Genomic DNA, 14,959 nt, shown 5'->3' with positions numbered 1-14,959 from the left:
ACAATCCCATGGCTTATCTCGACCTCGACAACATGTTCGCTTCGCCCGTCACCAGCCGCACGCAGACGGCGGCAGCCCCTGCCCCGACCGGCTTTTCGGCGCTGGAATGGAGCGTCATCGCGCTCGCCAAGCGCGATACGTTGCGCAGCCTGTCCGGCCCGAGCCGCATGTCGCGGGCGATGGGCAGCCTGTTCGGGCTCAGCACCGCATCGCGGCTCGCCGACCCCCGGCTCGAGGCGCTGCGGCGGATGGCCGTGTACGCATGGCGTCGCGGGTTCGCGCTGCCGATGGCCGAGATCCAGGGCTTCCTCGCCGCCGGCTTCGTCGAGGCACAGATCGAAACGCTCGTCGAGAGCGTGACCGGCATGCGCGTCGGCATCCAGCAGAAGCGGAGCATCGCAGCGTGAACCAACTTACCACGATCACGGCCGCGAACGACGCCGACGTCGCGTCTTCGCCGCCCACGGACCGTCATCGACGGCCAGCCTGGCAGCGCGGCGCGATGGTGCTCGTGCCGATCGCACTGCTCGGTGCGGTCGGCGTGAAGCTGTTCGATCATCCCGATGCGGCGATGGCGGCGCCCCCGCCCGCCGCCGTCACGGTCGCCTCGCCACTGGTGCGACAGGTCAGTGAGTGGGACGATTATGTCGGCCGCTTCGCACCGAGCCGCACGGTCGAGATCCGTCCGCGCGTCGCTGGCGAAGTCACCGGCATTCACTTCCGCGACGGTGAGATCGTCAGCAAGGGGCAGCTGCTCTTCACGATCGACTCCCGCCCGTTCGCGGCTGCCCTTGCTGAGGCGCATGCCAACGTTGCCAGCGCCAAGAGCGCCTTGTCGCTGGCCCGCACTGACCTTGGCCGCGCACAACGCCTGGTCGCCGACGAAGCAGTCTCCGCCGGCGAGGTCGACGCCCTTCGCGGCAAGCTCGAAGCGGCGCAGGCCGCGCTCGCCGCAGCCCAGGCACGCGAACGCGCCCGCGCACTCGACGTCGGCTTTACGCAGGTTCGCGCCCCGATCGGCGGTCGCATCTCCGATCGCCGCGTCGATGCGGGCAATCAGGTCGCGGGCGGCGAAGGCACCGGCGGTACGGTGCTGACGACGATCAACGCGCTCGACCCGATCTACTTCACGTTCGACGGCTCCGAGGCGCTGTACCTCAAGACGCAGCGCGCCCGGCAGCCCGGTGCGACACCGGCAGCGGTCGAGATCCAGTTGCAGGACGAGACCGAGCATCGCTGGAAGGGCAAGCTCGACTTCACCGACAACGGTCTCGACCAGCGTTCGGGCACGATCCGCGGTCGCGCGGTGCTCGCCAACCCGGGCTATTTCCTGACGCCGGGGATGTTCGGCAACATGCGCCTTGCAAGTGCAGGGACACGGCAGGCGCTGCTGGTTCCCGACGATGCGGTACAGACCGATCAGGCGCGGAAGGTTCTGCTGACGATCGATGCGAAGAACGTCGTGAGCCAGAAGCCGGTCGAGCTTGGTCCGGTGGTCGATGGTCTCCGCATCGTGCGCTCGGGGATCGGGCCTAACGACCGGATCATCATTTCGGGCACGCAGATGGCGATGCCCGGTGCGACCGTCGCGCCGAAGGCCGGCCGGATCGTGGTGGCCTCGGGTACGAGTGCGCCGTCGTCGGTCCAGCCCATCTCGGGTGAAGCCACGCTCGCGAAGTAACCACCGTTCCCCGGCGAAGGCCGGGGCCCAGGTGGCATAGCGTTTCGAACTAATCACTGCTGTTCGCCCAACTGGGCCCCGGCCTGCGCCGGGGAACGGTTGGTGCTGCGCGCCCCTCTACCGAGGAAATTCCCATGCGCTTCTCGCGCTTCTTCATCACCCGGCCGATCTTCGCAGGCGTGATCGCGGTGATCATCACGATCGTCGGTGCGATCGCCTACATGACGCTGCCGGTGTCGCAATATCCCGACATCGTCCCCCCCACCGTCACGGTCAGCGCGACCTATCCCGGCGCGTCCGCCGAGACGGTTGCCGAGACCGTCGCCGCACCGATCGAGCAGGAGATCAACGGCGTCGACAACATGCTGTACCAGTCGTCGCAATCGACCGGCGACGGCAAGGTCACGATCACCGTCACCTTCAAGATCGGCACCAACCTCGACGCCGCGCAGGTGCTCGTCCAGAACCGCGTCGCGGTCGCCGTCCCGCGCCTGCCCGAGGACGTCCAGCGCCTCGGTGTGGTGACGCGGAAAACGTCGCCCGACTTCCTGATGGTCGTGAACCTCGTTTCGCCCGACAACTCGCTCGATCGCGGCTATATCTCCAACTACGCGCTGACCCAGGTCCGCGATCGCCTCAGCCGGATCGACGGCGTCGGCGACGTGCAGCTGTTCGGCGCGCGCGATTACTCGATGCGCGTCTGGATCGACCCCGGTCGCGCCGCCGCGCTCGACCTCACCGCCGGCGAGATCGTCGCGGCGTTGCGTGCGCAGAACGTCCAGGTCGCCGCGGGTACGCTCGGCCAGCCGCCCTATGACAAGGGCAACAGCGCGTTCCAGCTCAACGTCGAGACGCAGGGCCGCCTGACCGATCCCAAGCAGTTCGCCGACGTCGTCATCCGCACCGATGCGCAAGGCCGCCAGGTCCGCGTTTCGGACGTCGCCCGCGTCGAACTCGGCGCGCAGGATTACGGCGCGAATACCTATCTCAGCGGCAAGCCCACGGTCATCGCCGCGGTCTTCCAGCGTCCCGGCTCGAACGCACTCGGCGCGGCGCAAGCCGTCACCGCCGAGATGGAGAGCATGTCGAAGCGCTTCCCCAAGGGCCTCGAATACAAGGTCATCTACAACCCGACCGAGTTCATCGCGCAGTCGATCGACGCGGTGAAGCACACGCTCTTCGAGGCGATGATCCTCGTGGTACTGGTGATCCTCGTCTTCCTGCAGAAATGGCGCGCGGCGATCATCCCGATCGTGGCGATCCCGGTCTCGCTGATCGGCACCTTCGCGGTGCTCGCCGCCGCCGGGTACAGCCTCAACAACCTGTCGCTGTTCGGCCTCGTCCTCGCGATCGGCATCGTCGTCGATGACGCGATCGTCGTGGTGGAGAATGTCGAGCGCAACCTCGAGCACGGGCTCTCCCCGTTGGAGGCGGCGCGTACGTCGATGGACGAAGTGTCGGGCGCGCTGGTCGCGATCGTGCTCGTGCTGTGCGCGGTGTTCATCCCGACCGTGTTCCTCACCGGCCTGTCCGGCGCGTTCTACCGCCAGTTCGCGGTGACGATCTCGACCGCGACGATCATCTCGCTACTGATCTCACTGACGCTGTCGCCGGCGCTCGCCGCGATGCTGCTCAAGCCGACCGCGCCCGCAGGCTCGGGCAACCGCCTGACCCGCACCGTGCGCCGCGCCGGCGATGCCTTCAATCGCGGGTTCGAGCGGATGGGCAACAGCTATGCCCGCCTCACTGCGCGTCTCGTCACCGCGCCGAAGCGGATGATGGTCGCCTATGCCGCGCTGATCGCGGTCACGGTCGGCGTGTTCATGGTCACTCCGTCGGGCTTCGTGCCAGCACAGGACCAAGGCTACTTCCTGACCGTCATCCAGCTCCCGCCCGGCTCGTCGGTCGAGCGCACCGATGCCGTCATGCAGAAGGTCGCGAAACGCATCCTGCCGCTCGCCGGAGTCAAGGGCGCGGTCATGCTCGCGGGCTTCGACGGCCCCTCGCAGACGCTCGCCCCCAACTCGGCCGCCGCCTACATTCCGCTGAAAAGCTTCGAGGAACGCAAGAAGCTCGGCGTCACGCTCGCGAGCATCATGGCGGAATCGCAGAAGGCGACTGGCGACATCACCGAAGCGCGCCTGCTGATCGTCCCTCCGCCGCTCATCCAGGGTATCGGCTCGGCAGGCGGCTACCGCCTGATGGTGCAGGACCAGGGCGGCCACGGATACGCCGACCTCGGCAAGACGAGTTACGCGCTGATCGGCCAGGCGAACCAGACCAAGGGTCTCGCCCAGATCTACACGTTCTTCGACACCGCCACGCCGCGCATCTTCGCCGACGTCGACCGCGCCAAGGCCAACCTCTTGGGCGTCCCCCCGGAGCGCGTGTTCGAGGCGTTGCAGGTCTATCTTGGTTCGGCGTTCGTCAACGACTTCAACCTGCTCGGCCGCACCTACCGCGTCACGGCGCAGGCCGACGCACCGTTCCGCAACACCACCGCGGACATCGCCAACCTCAAGACGCGCTCCAACTCGGGTCAGATGGTCCCGGTCGGCTCGGTCTCGACCTTCAAGGACAAGACCGGCCCGTACCGCGTCGTCCGCTACAACCTCTTCCCCGCGGTCGAGGTCGATGGCGACACCGCCAAGGGCTATTCCTCGGGCCAGTCGCTGGTCGCGATGGAAAAGCTCGCCGATGCGTCGCTGCCCGCGGGCTATGCGCATGAATGGACCGGCATCGCCTACCAGCAAAAGGCCGCCGGCAGCACCGCCGCGCTCGTCTTCGGCATGGCGGTGGTGTTCGTCTTCCTCGTCCTCGCCGCGCAGTACGAGAGCCTGACGTTGCCGCTCGCGATCATCCTGATCGTGCCGATGTGCCTGTTGGCCGCGATGACCGGCGTGAACCTGCGGGGTATGGACAACAACGTCCTCACGCAGATCGGCCTGGTCGTGCTGATTGCGCTCGCCGCGAAGAACGCGATCCTCGTGGTCGAGTTCGCCAAGCAGGCCGAGGAACAGGACGGGCTCACCCCGGTCGAGGCCGCGGTACGCGCGGCGAAGGACCGGTTGCGGCCGATCCTGATGACGAGCTTCGCGTTCATCCTCGGCGCGGTGCCGCTGGTGATCGCGACCGGTGCCGGTGCGGAACTCCGCCAGGCGCTTGGGACCGCAGTGTTCTTCGGGATGATCGGCGTGACCGGGTTCGGGCTGCTCTTCACCCCCACCTTCTATGTCGTCGCACGGGCGCTGGCGCTGCGGTTCGAACGCCGCCGTCCTGCTGCACCCGCCCCGACGCTCCAGCCAGCCGAATAGGACCAGCATCATGAAGTCCGCCCTCCTCGCGAGCCTCTCGGCGCTGACGCTCGCCGCGTGCGCCGCCGGCCCCGACTATGTCGCGCCGATCACCCCACCCAAGGCGGCGGCGTCGTTCGTCACTGCCAACGCCGCCACCGTCACGACGGCGCCCGACAACGACTGGTGGCGGATGTACCGCGACCCGGTCCTCGACGGCCTCGTCGCGGATGCGTTGGCGGCCAACACCGACCTCCGTGTCGCCGTGGCCCGCCTAGACAGCGCCCGCGCGTCGTTGCGCGGCGCGAAGACGGATCGCGAGCCACAGGTAAACGCGGGCGCGAGCGGCAATTACGCGCGCACCTCGCAACTCCAGAACCTGCCCGGCCTCGATCGTGAACGCGCCACCTACGATGTAGGGCTCGACGTCAGCTACGAAGTCGATCTCGCCGGCAGAGTCCGCCGCAACGTCGAAGCTGCCCGCGGTGACGTCGGCGCGGCGCAGGCCGATGCGGACGCCGTCCGGGTCTCGATCGTCGCGGCAACAACGCGCGCCTATGTCGATGCAGCCTCGTCCGCCGAACGTCTTGCGGTCGCGCGGCGCATCGTAGACCTGCTCGACAAGTCGAATACGCTGACGGGCAAGCGCGTCGACGCCGGTCGCGCAGCCCGCCTCGACCAGGTCCGGATCGCAGCCCTGCGTGATCAGCGCGCCGCTAACATCCCGCAGATCGAGGCCGAGCGTCAGGCGGCGCTGTTCCGTCTGGCCACGCTTACAGGGCGCACGCCGCAGGACCTGCCCGCCAGCGCCGGCGCGCGAACCACCACGCCGCGTCTCGACCAGCCGATCCCGATCGGCGACGGCGCGGCGCTGCTCGCCCGTCGCCCCGACGTCCACGCCGCCGAACGTCGCCTCGCGGCGGCGACCGCGCGGATCGGGGTCCAGACCTCGCAGCTTTACCCGCAGATCTCGCTTGGCGGATCGATCGGCTCGACCGCGCTCAGCGTCGGCGACATCTTTACCGGCGGCCCGATCCGCTGGTTGCTAGGACCACTCCTGAACTGGTCGCTCAACCAGTCGGCCGCGCGCGCGCGGATCGCCGGCGCGGAGGCGGACTCGCGCGGCGCACTCGCCAATTTCGACGGCAGCGTCCTCACCGCGCTCGAGGAAACCGAGACCGCGCTGTCGAACTATGCCCGCGAACTCGATCGCCGCACGCAGTTGCAGTCCGCCCATGACAACGCCGCCACCGCCGCCCGCATCACCCGTGCCCGCCAGCGCGAAGGCCAGATCGACTTCCTCGACGTCCTCGATGCGGAGCGGACGCTCGCGGACACGGACACGGACCTCGCGGCGGCGGACGCCCGCATCGCCGGCGCGCAAGTTGACCTGTTCCGTGCGTTGGGCGGCGGCTGGCAGACACCTGCCCGGTCTGCAACTTAGGCCAGCGAGCCGCACGCGTTCCAAACTGCTTCCGCCGGCTTAGCGGCGGGAGCTAGTAGCCCTGAGCCGGCTCCCGCCCGCGCCGCAGGACGATGTACAGCGCACCCAGCCCGCCATGCCGTGGATGCGCGCCTCGTACAGCGGCAATGGCGTCCGCGTGGCGTGACCCGGCCAGCCAGTCGGTCACTGCCGACCGGATCGCGCCGCGGGCGTGCGGCCGCTCGCTCTCGGGACGCGGCGGCTTGCCCGTCACCAGCAGGAGCACCCGGTCACCACGCGCGATCGCTCGCCCCAGCCCAATGTCGAGCATCGTATGCGCGGAGGCCAGCGTGTGGCCGTGCAGATCGATCGAGCTGTCGGGGATCACCGCGCCGCGCACGAGCTTCTTGTCCCAGCCGCCGTCGAGCGTATTCGCGGTGATCTGCTTGGCGACCGGGCGCGACGCTACCGGCGGCTTCGCGCCAGGCCGGCTTGCGAACGGCGTGACCACGTTGCGCACGATCGGCTTGACCCGCCCCATCGGTGCAGGCGGCGGCGGCACGATCTTGCCATTGGGACCGATCACCGGCTTGGCCGGAGAGGGTAGCGGCGGGGCACGCTCGGGAATGCGCACGGCGACCGCGCGCATCGGCCGGACGCTCGCCATCACGCGCGCCCAGAGCTGCGCCTCTTCAGGGTTGAGCGGACGGCCCGCCATATCGCGCCCCACTCGCTTGGCTGTTCAGGCGAGCCACGGTGCCAATCGGCAGCAGCAGATACGCGGTACCGCGCCCGGCCATGCCGCCGGCGGTTGCCTCGGCCGCAGCACCCGCACCCCAGAAGGTGTCGAAGCGATTGCTCCCCTCGATCGCGCCGCCGGTATCCTGCGCCACCCATAGCCCGCTCGCGTCCTGGCGATCGAGCGACAGGAAGACGGGCGCGCCGAGCGGCACGAACTTGACGTCCGCCGCTGCGCTGACCTGGCCGGTGACCGGCAACCCCAGTGCGCCCAACGGAGCCCCCTCCAGCTCGCGGAAGAACACGAAGCTCTTGTTCTCGCGCATGATCGCCTGCCCCTCGGCCGGATGCGCGTGGAGCCAGGCGACGATGCCCTGCATCGAGGTCTGGCCCGGCTGCAGCAAGCCGCGCGACTTCATCAGTGCGCCGATACCGGTATAGTCACGGCCGTTCTGCGTTGCGTAGCCAATCCGCAGGATCTCGCCATCGGGCAGCCGCAGCCGCCCCGAACCCTGGATCTGGAGGAAGAACAGCTCGATCGGGTCGCGTGCCCAGGCGAGGATCGGTGCCTTGCCCGACAGCGCACCCTGCTCGATCGCGGTCCGATCGTAATACGGCACGAGGTTGCTGCGATCGACCCGCCCGCGCACTTTCTTGCCCTTGAGCGCGGTCGAGAACGCGCCGAGATCGACGTCGATCAGGTCGCTCGGCCGTCCATAGATCGGCGCATATCCGTCGCGACGATCCAGCGAACCGGCGATTTCCGGCTCGTAATAGCCAGTCGCGAAGGCCTTGCCGTCGCCGATCTGCGCCGTTTCGAACCATTGTGCGAAGAACGTACGTGCATCCCGGCGATCAGTCGACGCCGCCGCCGTGCACGCCGGCTGCCAATCCGTACCGCGGGTCAGGCCCGACGTGTCGGTCCGTCGGACCAGCGAAGGGCAACTCGTCACGAACGCCGCGAGCGCCGCCTGGGCCTGCGCGTCGTCGATCGGCAGACCCGCAAGCGACGGTCCCGGCGTCACCCCAGCCGCTGCCGCGTTCGATGGCTCGACCGGGAGCACCACCGGCGCCGGTAGCAAAGGCACCGCGCCGACGATCCGGGCGGGCGCCTGAATACCGCGAATGTTCGGCGACGCGCCGGTATCACGCGAAGGATGTACGCGAACCGGCTCGTCGGGACGAGTATCGCGATCGACCGGTGCCGGACTGCTACGTGGCGGCTCGACGCCACCGACACATGCGCTCAACAGCAGCGCAAGCCCTACGCCGCCAAGCCCTGCCCCCCTGAAACCCCGCATCAGGCTTCGTCAGTGTCCGCAAGCTTCCAGTTCGGATCGCTGCTCTTGAGCGTCCGGGCGAACGTCCAGACGTCGTGCGTCTCGACCGCATCGGTCAGCGAACCGGCGAGGACGTTGCCCTCTGCATCGCGGGTAACGGCGGCGATGTCCGCATCGAAACGCACGGTAATCCGCGCATCGCGGCCCGAGACGCTCGCATCTGCGATGATCGCGCGCTCGATCGACACGAGGCGGTTGTCGAGCACTTCACCGGCCACGCGGCGGGCTTCGATCGCTTCGACGAAAGCGGCACGGACGTCGTCGCTGGCAAGATCGGCAAGCGCGTCCTCGTCACCCTTCCAAAAGGCTTCCAGGATCATGCGGTACGCAGCCTGCGAGCCTTCGAGGAAGCGGCCAACGTCGAAGCCGGGCTCGCCTGCGACGATGGCGCGGAGACCTGCCTCCGCCTGAGGCTCGATGTTGCGGTTGGCGACCTCGCGCGGTTCGGCAACGGCGTCGACCGTTCGCGGAACGACGGCAAGCGCAGGTCGGTCTTCGGCCGCGCGCGGCAGCGGCTGCTCATGCCCGGTCCGCTTACCGAGCACGCTGTACAGGCGCATGGCGAGAAAGCCTGCCACCATCGCGAGAAGAACTACGTAAAACAACCGTGCCTCCGATCTTCGGGCTAACATAGGCCAAAGCTGCGCTTATTCAAACCCGCGCCCGTTGAAACGCCCCGTCGGCACTGCTAATCGCACCGCCTCGACCAACCAGAACGCGCGAGCGTTCCGCTTCGGTCCCCTCTTTGCGCTAATCTTCCCCTTACGTATATCTTCAAGGACAAGACGAATGGATGACCAGGACAACGGCGTGACTGCCCCCGGCCAGTTTGGCGACCAGGCTATCGCGAACGGAGAGGACACGGTTCCCGCTGCCGGCCTGATCTCGCAATACGTCAAGGATCTGTCGTTCGAGAACCCGAATGCCCCCGCCGTCTACCAGAACCAGACTCCGCCGGCGATCGACGTGCAGTTCAATATCGGCGCGGCGCAGGTCGGCGACGAGGTTCACGAAGTCGTGCTGAAGATCGACGTCCGCGCCGAGACCGACGGCCAGGTCGCGTTCATCGTCGACCTCTCCTACGCCGGGCTCTTCGGCCTCCGCAACATTCCGGCCGAGCATGTCCAGCCGTTCCTGCTGGGCGAGGCGCCGCGCCTGCTGTTCCCGTTCGCACGCCGCGTGCTGTCGGATGCGGTGCGTGACGGTGGCTTCCCGCCGCTGCTGCTCGAGCCGATCGACTTCTCGCAGCTGTACCTTCAGCAGTCCGAGCAGCAGGGCATCCAGCCGAACGTCGGCGATTTCGGCCAGGCTTGATCGAAGGAAGCGGGGGGCGGAATAGATGAACCTTGCCAAGGCGCTGGGATCGGTCGGCGGGCTGACGCTCGCCAGCCGCATCCTGGGTTTGGTGCGCGACTCGCTGTTCGCGCGGTTCGTTGGCGCCGGGTTCGCGTCGGACGCGTTCCTGATCGCGTTCCGCCTCCCCAACATGTTCCGCGCCCTCTTCGCGGAGGGCGCCTTCTCCGCTGCGTTCATTCCGATGTTCAATCGGAAGGTCGGCGACAAGGACGGCCGCGGGCTGCCTGACGGGATCGCGTTCGCCGAGGACGCGCTGTCGGTGCTGCTGCCGACGCTGATCCTGATGACCGCGATCTTCGAACTCGCGGCGTGGCCGATGACGTGGCTGCTGACCTTCGGGTTCAACGGCGCGAGCGCGGAGCGGTTCGACTATGTCGTCCACCTCTCGCGGATCACGCTGCCCTATCTGCTGCTGATCAGCCTCGTGTCGCTGCTCGGTGGCATCCTCAATTCGCTGCACAAGTTCTGGATCAATGCCGCCGCGCCGATCCTGCTGAACGCCACACTGATCGCGGCGCTGCTGCTGTTCCACGAACACCAGCCGCTGCTGACCGCGCGCAACCAGGCGATCGCGGTGACGGTGTCGGGGGCGTTGCAGCTCGGATGGCTTATCTGGGCGTGTCGCGCATCCGGGGTAAAGCTCCGGCTGAAGCGTCCTCAGCTTAATCCCGACGTGAAGAAGCTCATGTCGCTGATCTGGCCCGCGGCGGCCGGGGCCGGCGCCGTGCAGATCAACCTGGTCGTCTCGACCGCGCTCGCCGCCGCGCTGCTCCCAGCGGGCTCGGTTTCCTACATCTATTTTGCCGACCGTCTGAACCAGCTGCCATTGGGCCTGATCGGCATCGGTCTGGGCACCGTCCTGCTTCCCACCATCTCGCGCCAGCTCGGACGCGGCGAGGATGCCGAGGCGATGGCGACGCAGAACCGCGGCATGGAGCTCGCGCTGTTCCTGACGCTGCCCGCAACCGTCGCGCTGATCGTGTGCGGCGTCCCGATCGTCGGCGCGCTGTTCCAGCACGGCAAGTTCGCGCTCGACGACAGCGTGCTGACCGCGCAGGCGCTCGCTGCCTTCTCGATCGGCCTGCCGTCGTACATCCTCGTTAAGGTCCTCACGCCCGGCTATTACGCGCGTTCCGACACGAAGACGCCGGTCCGCTATGCGACGATGTCGATGGTCGTGAACCTCGTCCTCAACCTCGCCTTCATCAAGCCGCTCGGTCACATGGGGCCACCGCTCGCCACCGCGATCGCGAGCACCGTCAACGTCGCGATGCTGTACCGCACGCTCGCCCGACGGGGACATTTCGTCGCGGACGCGCGCCTTCGCCGGCGAACCTGGCGGCTGCTGGTCGCCGCGCTCATCATGGGTGTCGTGATGTATTTCCTGAACGACCTGTTCCAGCCCTTCGTGACCGGCACCAGCATACAACGCTGGGGCGCGATGCTGGTGCTGGTTACGACCGGCGGCGTGGTCTATGCGATCGCGACATTGCTCACCGGCGCGTTCCGGTTGGGCGACATCTCCACGCTTCTGCGTCGTTCCAGATAGGTTTCACTATGCGCGTCGTCTCCGGCATCAAGCCCACCGGTAATCTCCATCTCGGCAATTACCTCGGCGCGGTGAAGCAGTGGGTGACGCTGCAGGACGACGTCGCGGCGCAAGGTGGCGAGTCGATGTTCTTCATCGCCGATCTTCACGCACCCACCGAATGGATCGCGCCTGCCGAGCTCGCGTCGCACACGATCGAGGTCGCGGCGACGATGATCGCGGCCGGCATCGATCCGGCCAGGTCGATCCTGTTCAACCAAGCGCGGGTGCCGGCGCATAGCGAGATGGCGTGGCTGCTCAACACGGTCGCGCGCGTGGGCTGGCTCAACCGGATGACGCAGTTCAAGGACAAGGCGGGCAAGAACCGCGAAGGCGCGAGCGTCGGGCTGTACGACTATCCGGTGCTGATGGCCGCCGACGTGCTGCTCTACAACGCGACGCACGTGCCGGTCGGCGAGGACCAGAAGCAGCATCTCGAACTCGCGCGCGACATCGCGACCAAGTTCAACGGCGACTACGAGGTGGACCTGTTCACGCTGCCGGCGCCGCTGATCAGCAAGGCGGCACCGCGGATCATGTCCTTGCGCGATGCGTCGGCGAAGATGTCGAAGTCGAACCCGTCCGAGCAGTCAGTGGTAAAGCTGATCGACAGCGACGACACCATCGCCGACAAGTTCCGCAAGGCGAAGACCGATCCTGACGTGTTGCCGGCGAGCGTCGAGGAGCTCGGCGATCGGGCCGAGGCGCGGAACCTGCTGACGATCTACGCGGCGCTGGCGGACAGTGACGTGGCGACCGTGCTCGGCGAGTTTGGCGGCAAGGGCTTCGGCGCGTTCAAGCCCGCGCTGGCGGATCTGGCGGTTGCGAAGCTCGGACCGATCCGTGACGAGATGGTCCGGTTGCTCGACGACCGCAGCGCGGTGACGGCGGTGTTGCAGGCCGGGGCGGAGAAGGCGCGTGCGCTGGCGGCGCCGGTGTTGAAGGCGACGCAGGACGCGATGGGGTTGCAGGTCTGACGTTCTGACGGCCACCGCGGCCGCTTGATCGGCACTCAACCAAAGATCGTCACCCCAGCGAAAGCTGGGGTCTCTCTCGTTGCACGCGACATCTGCCACACGGGGAGATCCCAGCTTTCGCTGGGATGACGATCTTGGCGAGGTTGCTCAGCGGCGAACACTGCCAGCGCAATATGTTCGAGGGCCTGAACTGGGCTCCCGCCTTCGCGGGAGAACAATGAAGGAAGAGCTGGCTAGCCTTCCAGCTCGCGCATCAACACGCGCACCGCCGCATCGATGTCGCGGTCGGAATCTCGCAGTTCCTCGATCTTGCGCACCGCATGGATCACCGTCGAGTGATCGCGCCCGCCGAACTTCCGCCCGATCTCGGGCAGCGACCGCGTCGTCAGCCGCTTTGCCAGATACATCGCGATCTGCCGCGGCCGTGCCACGGCCCGGGCACGCCGTGCGGAGATCAGGTCGAGCGGCTTCAGCTCGAAATGCGCCGATACGAGCTTCTGGATCTCGTCGATCGTCACGCGCTTCTGCGCGCCGCGCAGCACTTCGCCGAGCGTCGCCACCGCAAAGTCGAGGTCGATCGTGTCGCCAGTTAGCTGCGCATAGGCGACGACGCGGTTCAGCGCGCCTTCCAGCTCGCGGATGTTCGCATGGATGCGGCTCGCCAGCAGGTCGAGCACGTCGGTCGGCACGCGCATGTCGGGCAGGTCGACCAGCTTGCGGTCGAGGATCGTCCGCCGCAGCACCAGGTCCGGTGCCTTGATGTCCGCGACGAGCCCCACCGACATGCGGCTGACGATCCGCGCCTCGACGCCTTCCAGCGCCTGTGGGCAGCGATCGGCGGAGATCACCAGCCGCTTGCCCGCCGCCATGATCTCGTTGACGGTGTGGAAGAATTCTTCCTGCGTCGCGTCCTTGCCGGCGATGAACTGGAGATCGTCGATCAACAGCAGGTCGGCACCGCGCAGCCGCTGCTTGAACGCATGCGTGTCGCGCGCGCGCATCGACGCGACGAAATCGTACATGAACCGCTCGGCGGACATGCACAGCACGACCGCGTTCGGATTATGTTCGAGGAATGCGTGGCCGATCGCATGCATGAGGTGGGTCTTGCCCTGCCCCGTGCCGCTGTGGAGGAATAATGGGCTGAACCGCACGGGGCCCGGCTCGGCAAGCACCCTGGCCGCGTTGAACGCGACCTTGTTGGACGGATCGACGACAAACCGCGCGAAGGTGTAACGGGGGTCGAGCGGCGGGCGCTCTGCAGGCGTGCCCATCACCACCGGTGCAGCAACGGGCGCCGCCGGAGCCGGCTTCAACGACGGATCGACACCGAACTTCATCGCGACTTGCGCAGGCTCGGCTGCCGGCTTCGATTCGGTGGCGACCGGATCTGCGACGGGCGCAGCGATCACGGGCGCAGGCACGGGTGCACGCACAGGCTCGATCGCAAGCACCACAGACGCGCGCGCCGGCGCCCGGGTCTCGATCTGGACGGTGCGGACGTGCGGCAGGATCTGCTTGAATTCGAGCGCCAGCCGGTCCGCATAATGATTGCGCACCCAGTTGGTCATGAATGCCGACGGCAGCGCCAAACGGATCGATTCGGGGTCCTCGCCCGGGATCAGCTCGATCGGCTTCAACCACTGCTCGAACAACCGCGCACCGGCGGATTCGCGCAAGGACGTACGCACGCGGGCCCAGGCCTTTTCGGCCTCGCTCGTCTGCGTCATCGATCCCTGCCACTTCGCCACGCGCACACTTCTCCGGCCCCGCGCGACACTCGCGCTGGTGATATAGTCCCGACAGAAAATGATCCCCAGGACGCCGTAAAACGGTCGTCCGGCATCTTCGCCCTATCATGAAGCGCCGGTGATTCACCGCTGTGATCCGCCGTCGCTGTGCGGTCAGTTATGAAGCGATCGGCGCGAGGAGCAAGGGCCGCACACGTCACATTTCCGAAATAAAGCGGGTTGACTTGACCAAGCCCCGGAAATGCGTCGATATTTTTATAAGTTGCTGTGTTTACGCATTTTTTGCGATTTGGACCATTCCGTGCCTTGACTTCGGGCCACTCGAATCGCGGGGAATCCTAAGGTTTTACTGGGACCCGGCAGGTTCCGTTCGCAGACGCAAAAAACCCGCCGGAATGAACCGGCGGGCAATCCGCTTCGATACTGACGATCGACTATGACACTCGCTTACGCGAGCCCGGTCACGGCCTTGGTCAGACGCGCGAACTTGCGGCTCGCGGTGTTCTTGTGCAGCACGCCCTTGGCGACGCCACGCTGCAGCTCAGGCTGAGCCGCTGCGAGTGCGGTGGTTGCAGCACCCTTGTCGCCCGAAGCCAATGCAGCCTCGACCTTCTTGATGAAGGTACGGATACGGCCGACTCGGTTGCCGTTCACTTCCGCGCGACGGTCGTTGCGACGGATACGCTTTTTCGCCTGCGGCGTGTTCGCCATGAAGCCCTCTGGATGTTCGAATGAATAAAAAGGGGCGCCGGATTGCTCCTACGCCCTCTCGAAGCCGCGGCCCTAGCCACTTTGCTCCCGTGCGTCAACCG

Annotated in this window: 12 protein-coding genes; 7 read left to right on the top strand and 5 right to left on the bottom strand. The window is 67.1% G+C overall.

The window, feature by feature from the left end; genetic code table 11:
- Window positions 1-8 precede the first annotated feature (8 nt).
- From SJY41_RS02290 to SJY41_RS02275, 4 genes are all read left to right on the top strand, one after another.
- Window positions 9-407 carry a hypothetical protein gene (locus SJY41_RS02290; RefSeq protein WP_380778708.1) on the top strand — a complete coding sequence of 133 codons (399 nt, stop codon included), beginning with the start codon at window positions 9-11 and terminating at the stop codon, window positions 405-407.
- Window positions 404-1,681 carry an efflux RND transporter periplasmic adaptor subunit gene (locus SJY41_RS02285; protein WP_380778706.1) on the top strand — a complete coding sequence of 426 codons (1,278 nt, stop codon included), beginning with the start codon at window positions 404-406 and terminating at the stop codon, window positions 1,679-1,681. Before SJY41_RS02290 ends, SJY41_RS02285 begins: the two co-directional genes overlap by 4 nt.
- A gap of 134 nt (window positions 1,682-1,815) precedes the next feature.
- The gene (locus SJY41_RS02280; protein ID WP_380778704.1) at window positions 1,816-4,995 is read left to right on the top strand and encodes an efflux RND transporter permease subunit; all 3,180 of its coding nucleotides are present in this window, start codon (window positions 1,816-1,818) and stop codon (window positions 4,993-4,995) included.
- Window positions 4,996-5,005: 10 nt separating this feature from the next.
- On the top strand, window positions 5,006-6,418 hold the full coding sequence (locus SJY41_RS02275) for an efflux transporter outer membrane subunit (RefSeq protein WP_380778703.1): 1,413 nt from the start codon (window positions 5,006-5,008) through the stop codon (window positions 6,416-6,418).
- A 52-nt stretch (window positions 6,419-6,470) separates the two neighbouring features.
- Here the strand turns inward: SJY41_RS02275 and SJY41_RS02270 are convergent, their stop codons facing one another.
- The 3 genes from SJY41_RS02270 to SJY41_RS02260 are packed head-to-tail and all read right to left on the bottom strand — an operon-like array spanning window position 6,471 to window position 9,080.
- Window positions 6,471-7,115 (bottom strand): Smr/MutS family protein, encoded by a 645-nt coding sequence (locus SJY41_RS02270; protein WP_380778701.1) that lies wholly within the window; start codon window positions 7,113-7,115, stop codon window positions 6,471-6,473.
- Window positions 7,090-8,436 (bottom strand): murein transglycosylase A, encoded by a 1,347-nt coding sequence (locus SJY41_RS02265; RefSeq protein WP_380778699.1) that lies wholly within the window; start codon window positions 8,434-8,436, stop codon window positions 7,090-7,092. Before SJY41_RS02265 ends, SJY41_RS02270 begins: the two co-directional genes overlap by 26 nt.
- The gene (locus tag SJY41_RS02260) at window positions 8,436-9,080 is read right to left on the bottom strand and encodes a Tim44/TimA family putative adaptor protein (protein WP_380778697.1); all 645 of its coding nucleotides are present in this window, start codon (window positions 9,078-9,080) and stop codon (window positions 8,436-8,438) included. Before SJY41_RS02260 ends, SJY41_RS02265 begins: the two co-directional genes overlap by 1 nt.
- 184 nt (window positions 9,081-9,264) lie before the next feature.
- Here SJY41_RS02260 and secB point away from each other — a divergent pair, with 184 nt between their 5' ends.
- The 3 genes from secB to trpS are packed head-to-tail and all read left to right on the top strand — an operon-like array spanning window position 9,265 to window position 12,396.
- A complete protein-coding gene (gene secB, locus SJY41_RS02255; RefSeq protein WP_380778695.1) occupies window positions 9,265-9,789 on the top strand; it encodes a protein-export chaperone SecB in 525 nt (174 codons plus the stop codon).
- A gap of 25 nt (window positions 9,790-9,814) precedes the next feature.
- Window positions 9,815-11,380 carry a murein biosynthesis integral membrane protein MurJ gene (gene murJ / locus SJY41_RS02250; RefSeq protein WP_380778692.1) on the top strand — a complete coding sequence of 522 codons (1,566 nt, stop codon included), beginning with the start codon at window positions 9,815-9,817 and terminating at the stop codon, window positions 11,378-11,380.
- Window positions 11,381-11,388: 8 nt separating this feature from the next.
- The gene (gene trpS, locus SJY41_RS02245) at window positions 11,389-12,396 is read left to right on the top strand and encodes a tryptophan--tRNA ligase (protein ID WP_380778689.1); all 1,008 of its coding nucleotides are present in this window, start codon (window positions 11,389-11,391) and stop codon (window positions 12,394-12,396) included.
- A 233-nt stretch (window positions 12,397-12,629) separates the two neighbouring features.
- Here the strand turns inward: trpS and dnaA are convergent, their stop codons facing one another.
- Entirely contained in the window at window positions 12,630-14,126 is a 1,497-nt protein-coding gene (gene dnaA / locus SJY41_RS02240) for a chromosomal replication initiator protein DnaA (protein WP_380778687.1), read from the bottom strand.
- A gap of 468 nt (window positions 14,127-14,594) precedes the next feature.
- Window positions 14,595-14,858, bottom strand: a complete 264-nt coding sequence (gene rpsT, locus SJY41_RS02235) for a 30S ribosomal protein S20 (protein WP_031394736.1) — start codon at window positions 14,856-14,858, stop codon at window positions 14,595-14,597.
- Between the last annotated feature and the right edge of the window lie 101 nt (window positions 14,859-14,959).

Origin of the sequence: Sphingomonas sp. R86520 (assembly GCF_042466285.1) — a bacterium.
Classification (GTDB): Bacteria; Pseudomonadota; Alphaproteobacteria; order Sphingomonadales; family Sphingomonadaceae; genus Sphingomonas.
Note: the sequence above shows the minus strand (reverse complement) of the source record. Positions and strands in the feature narration are given on the sequence as shown.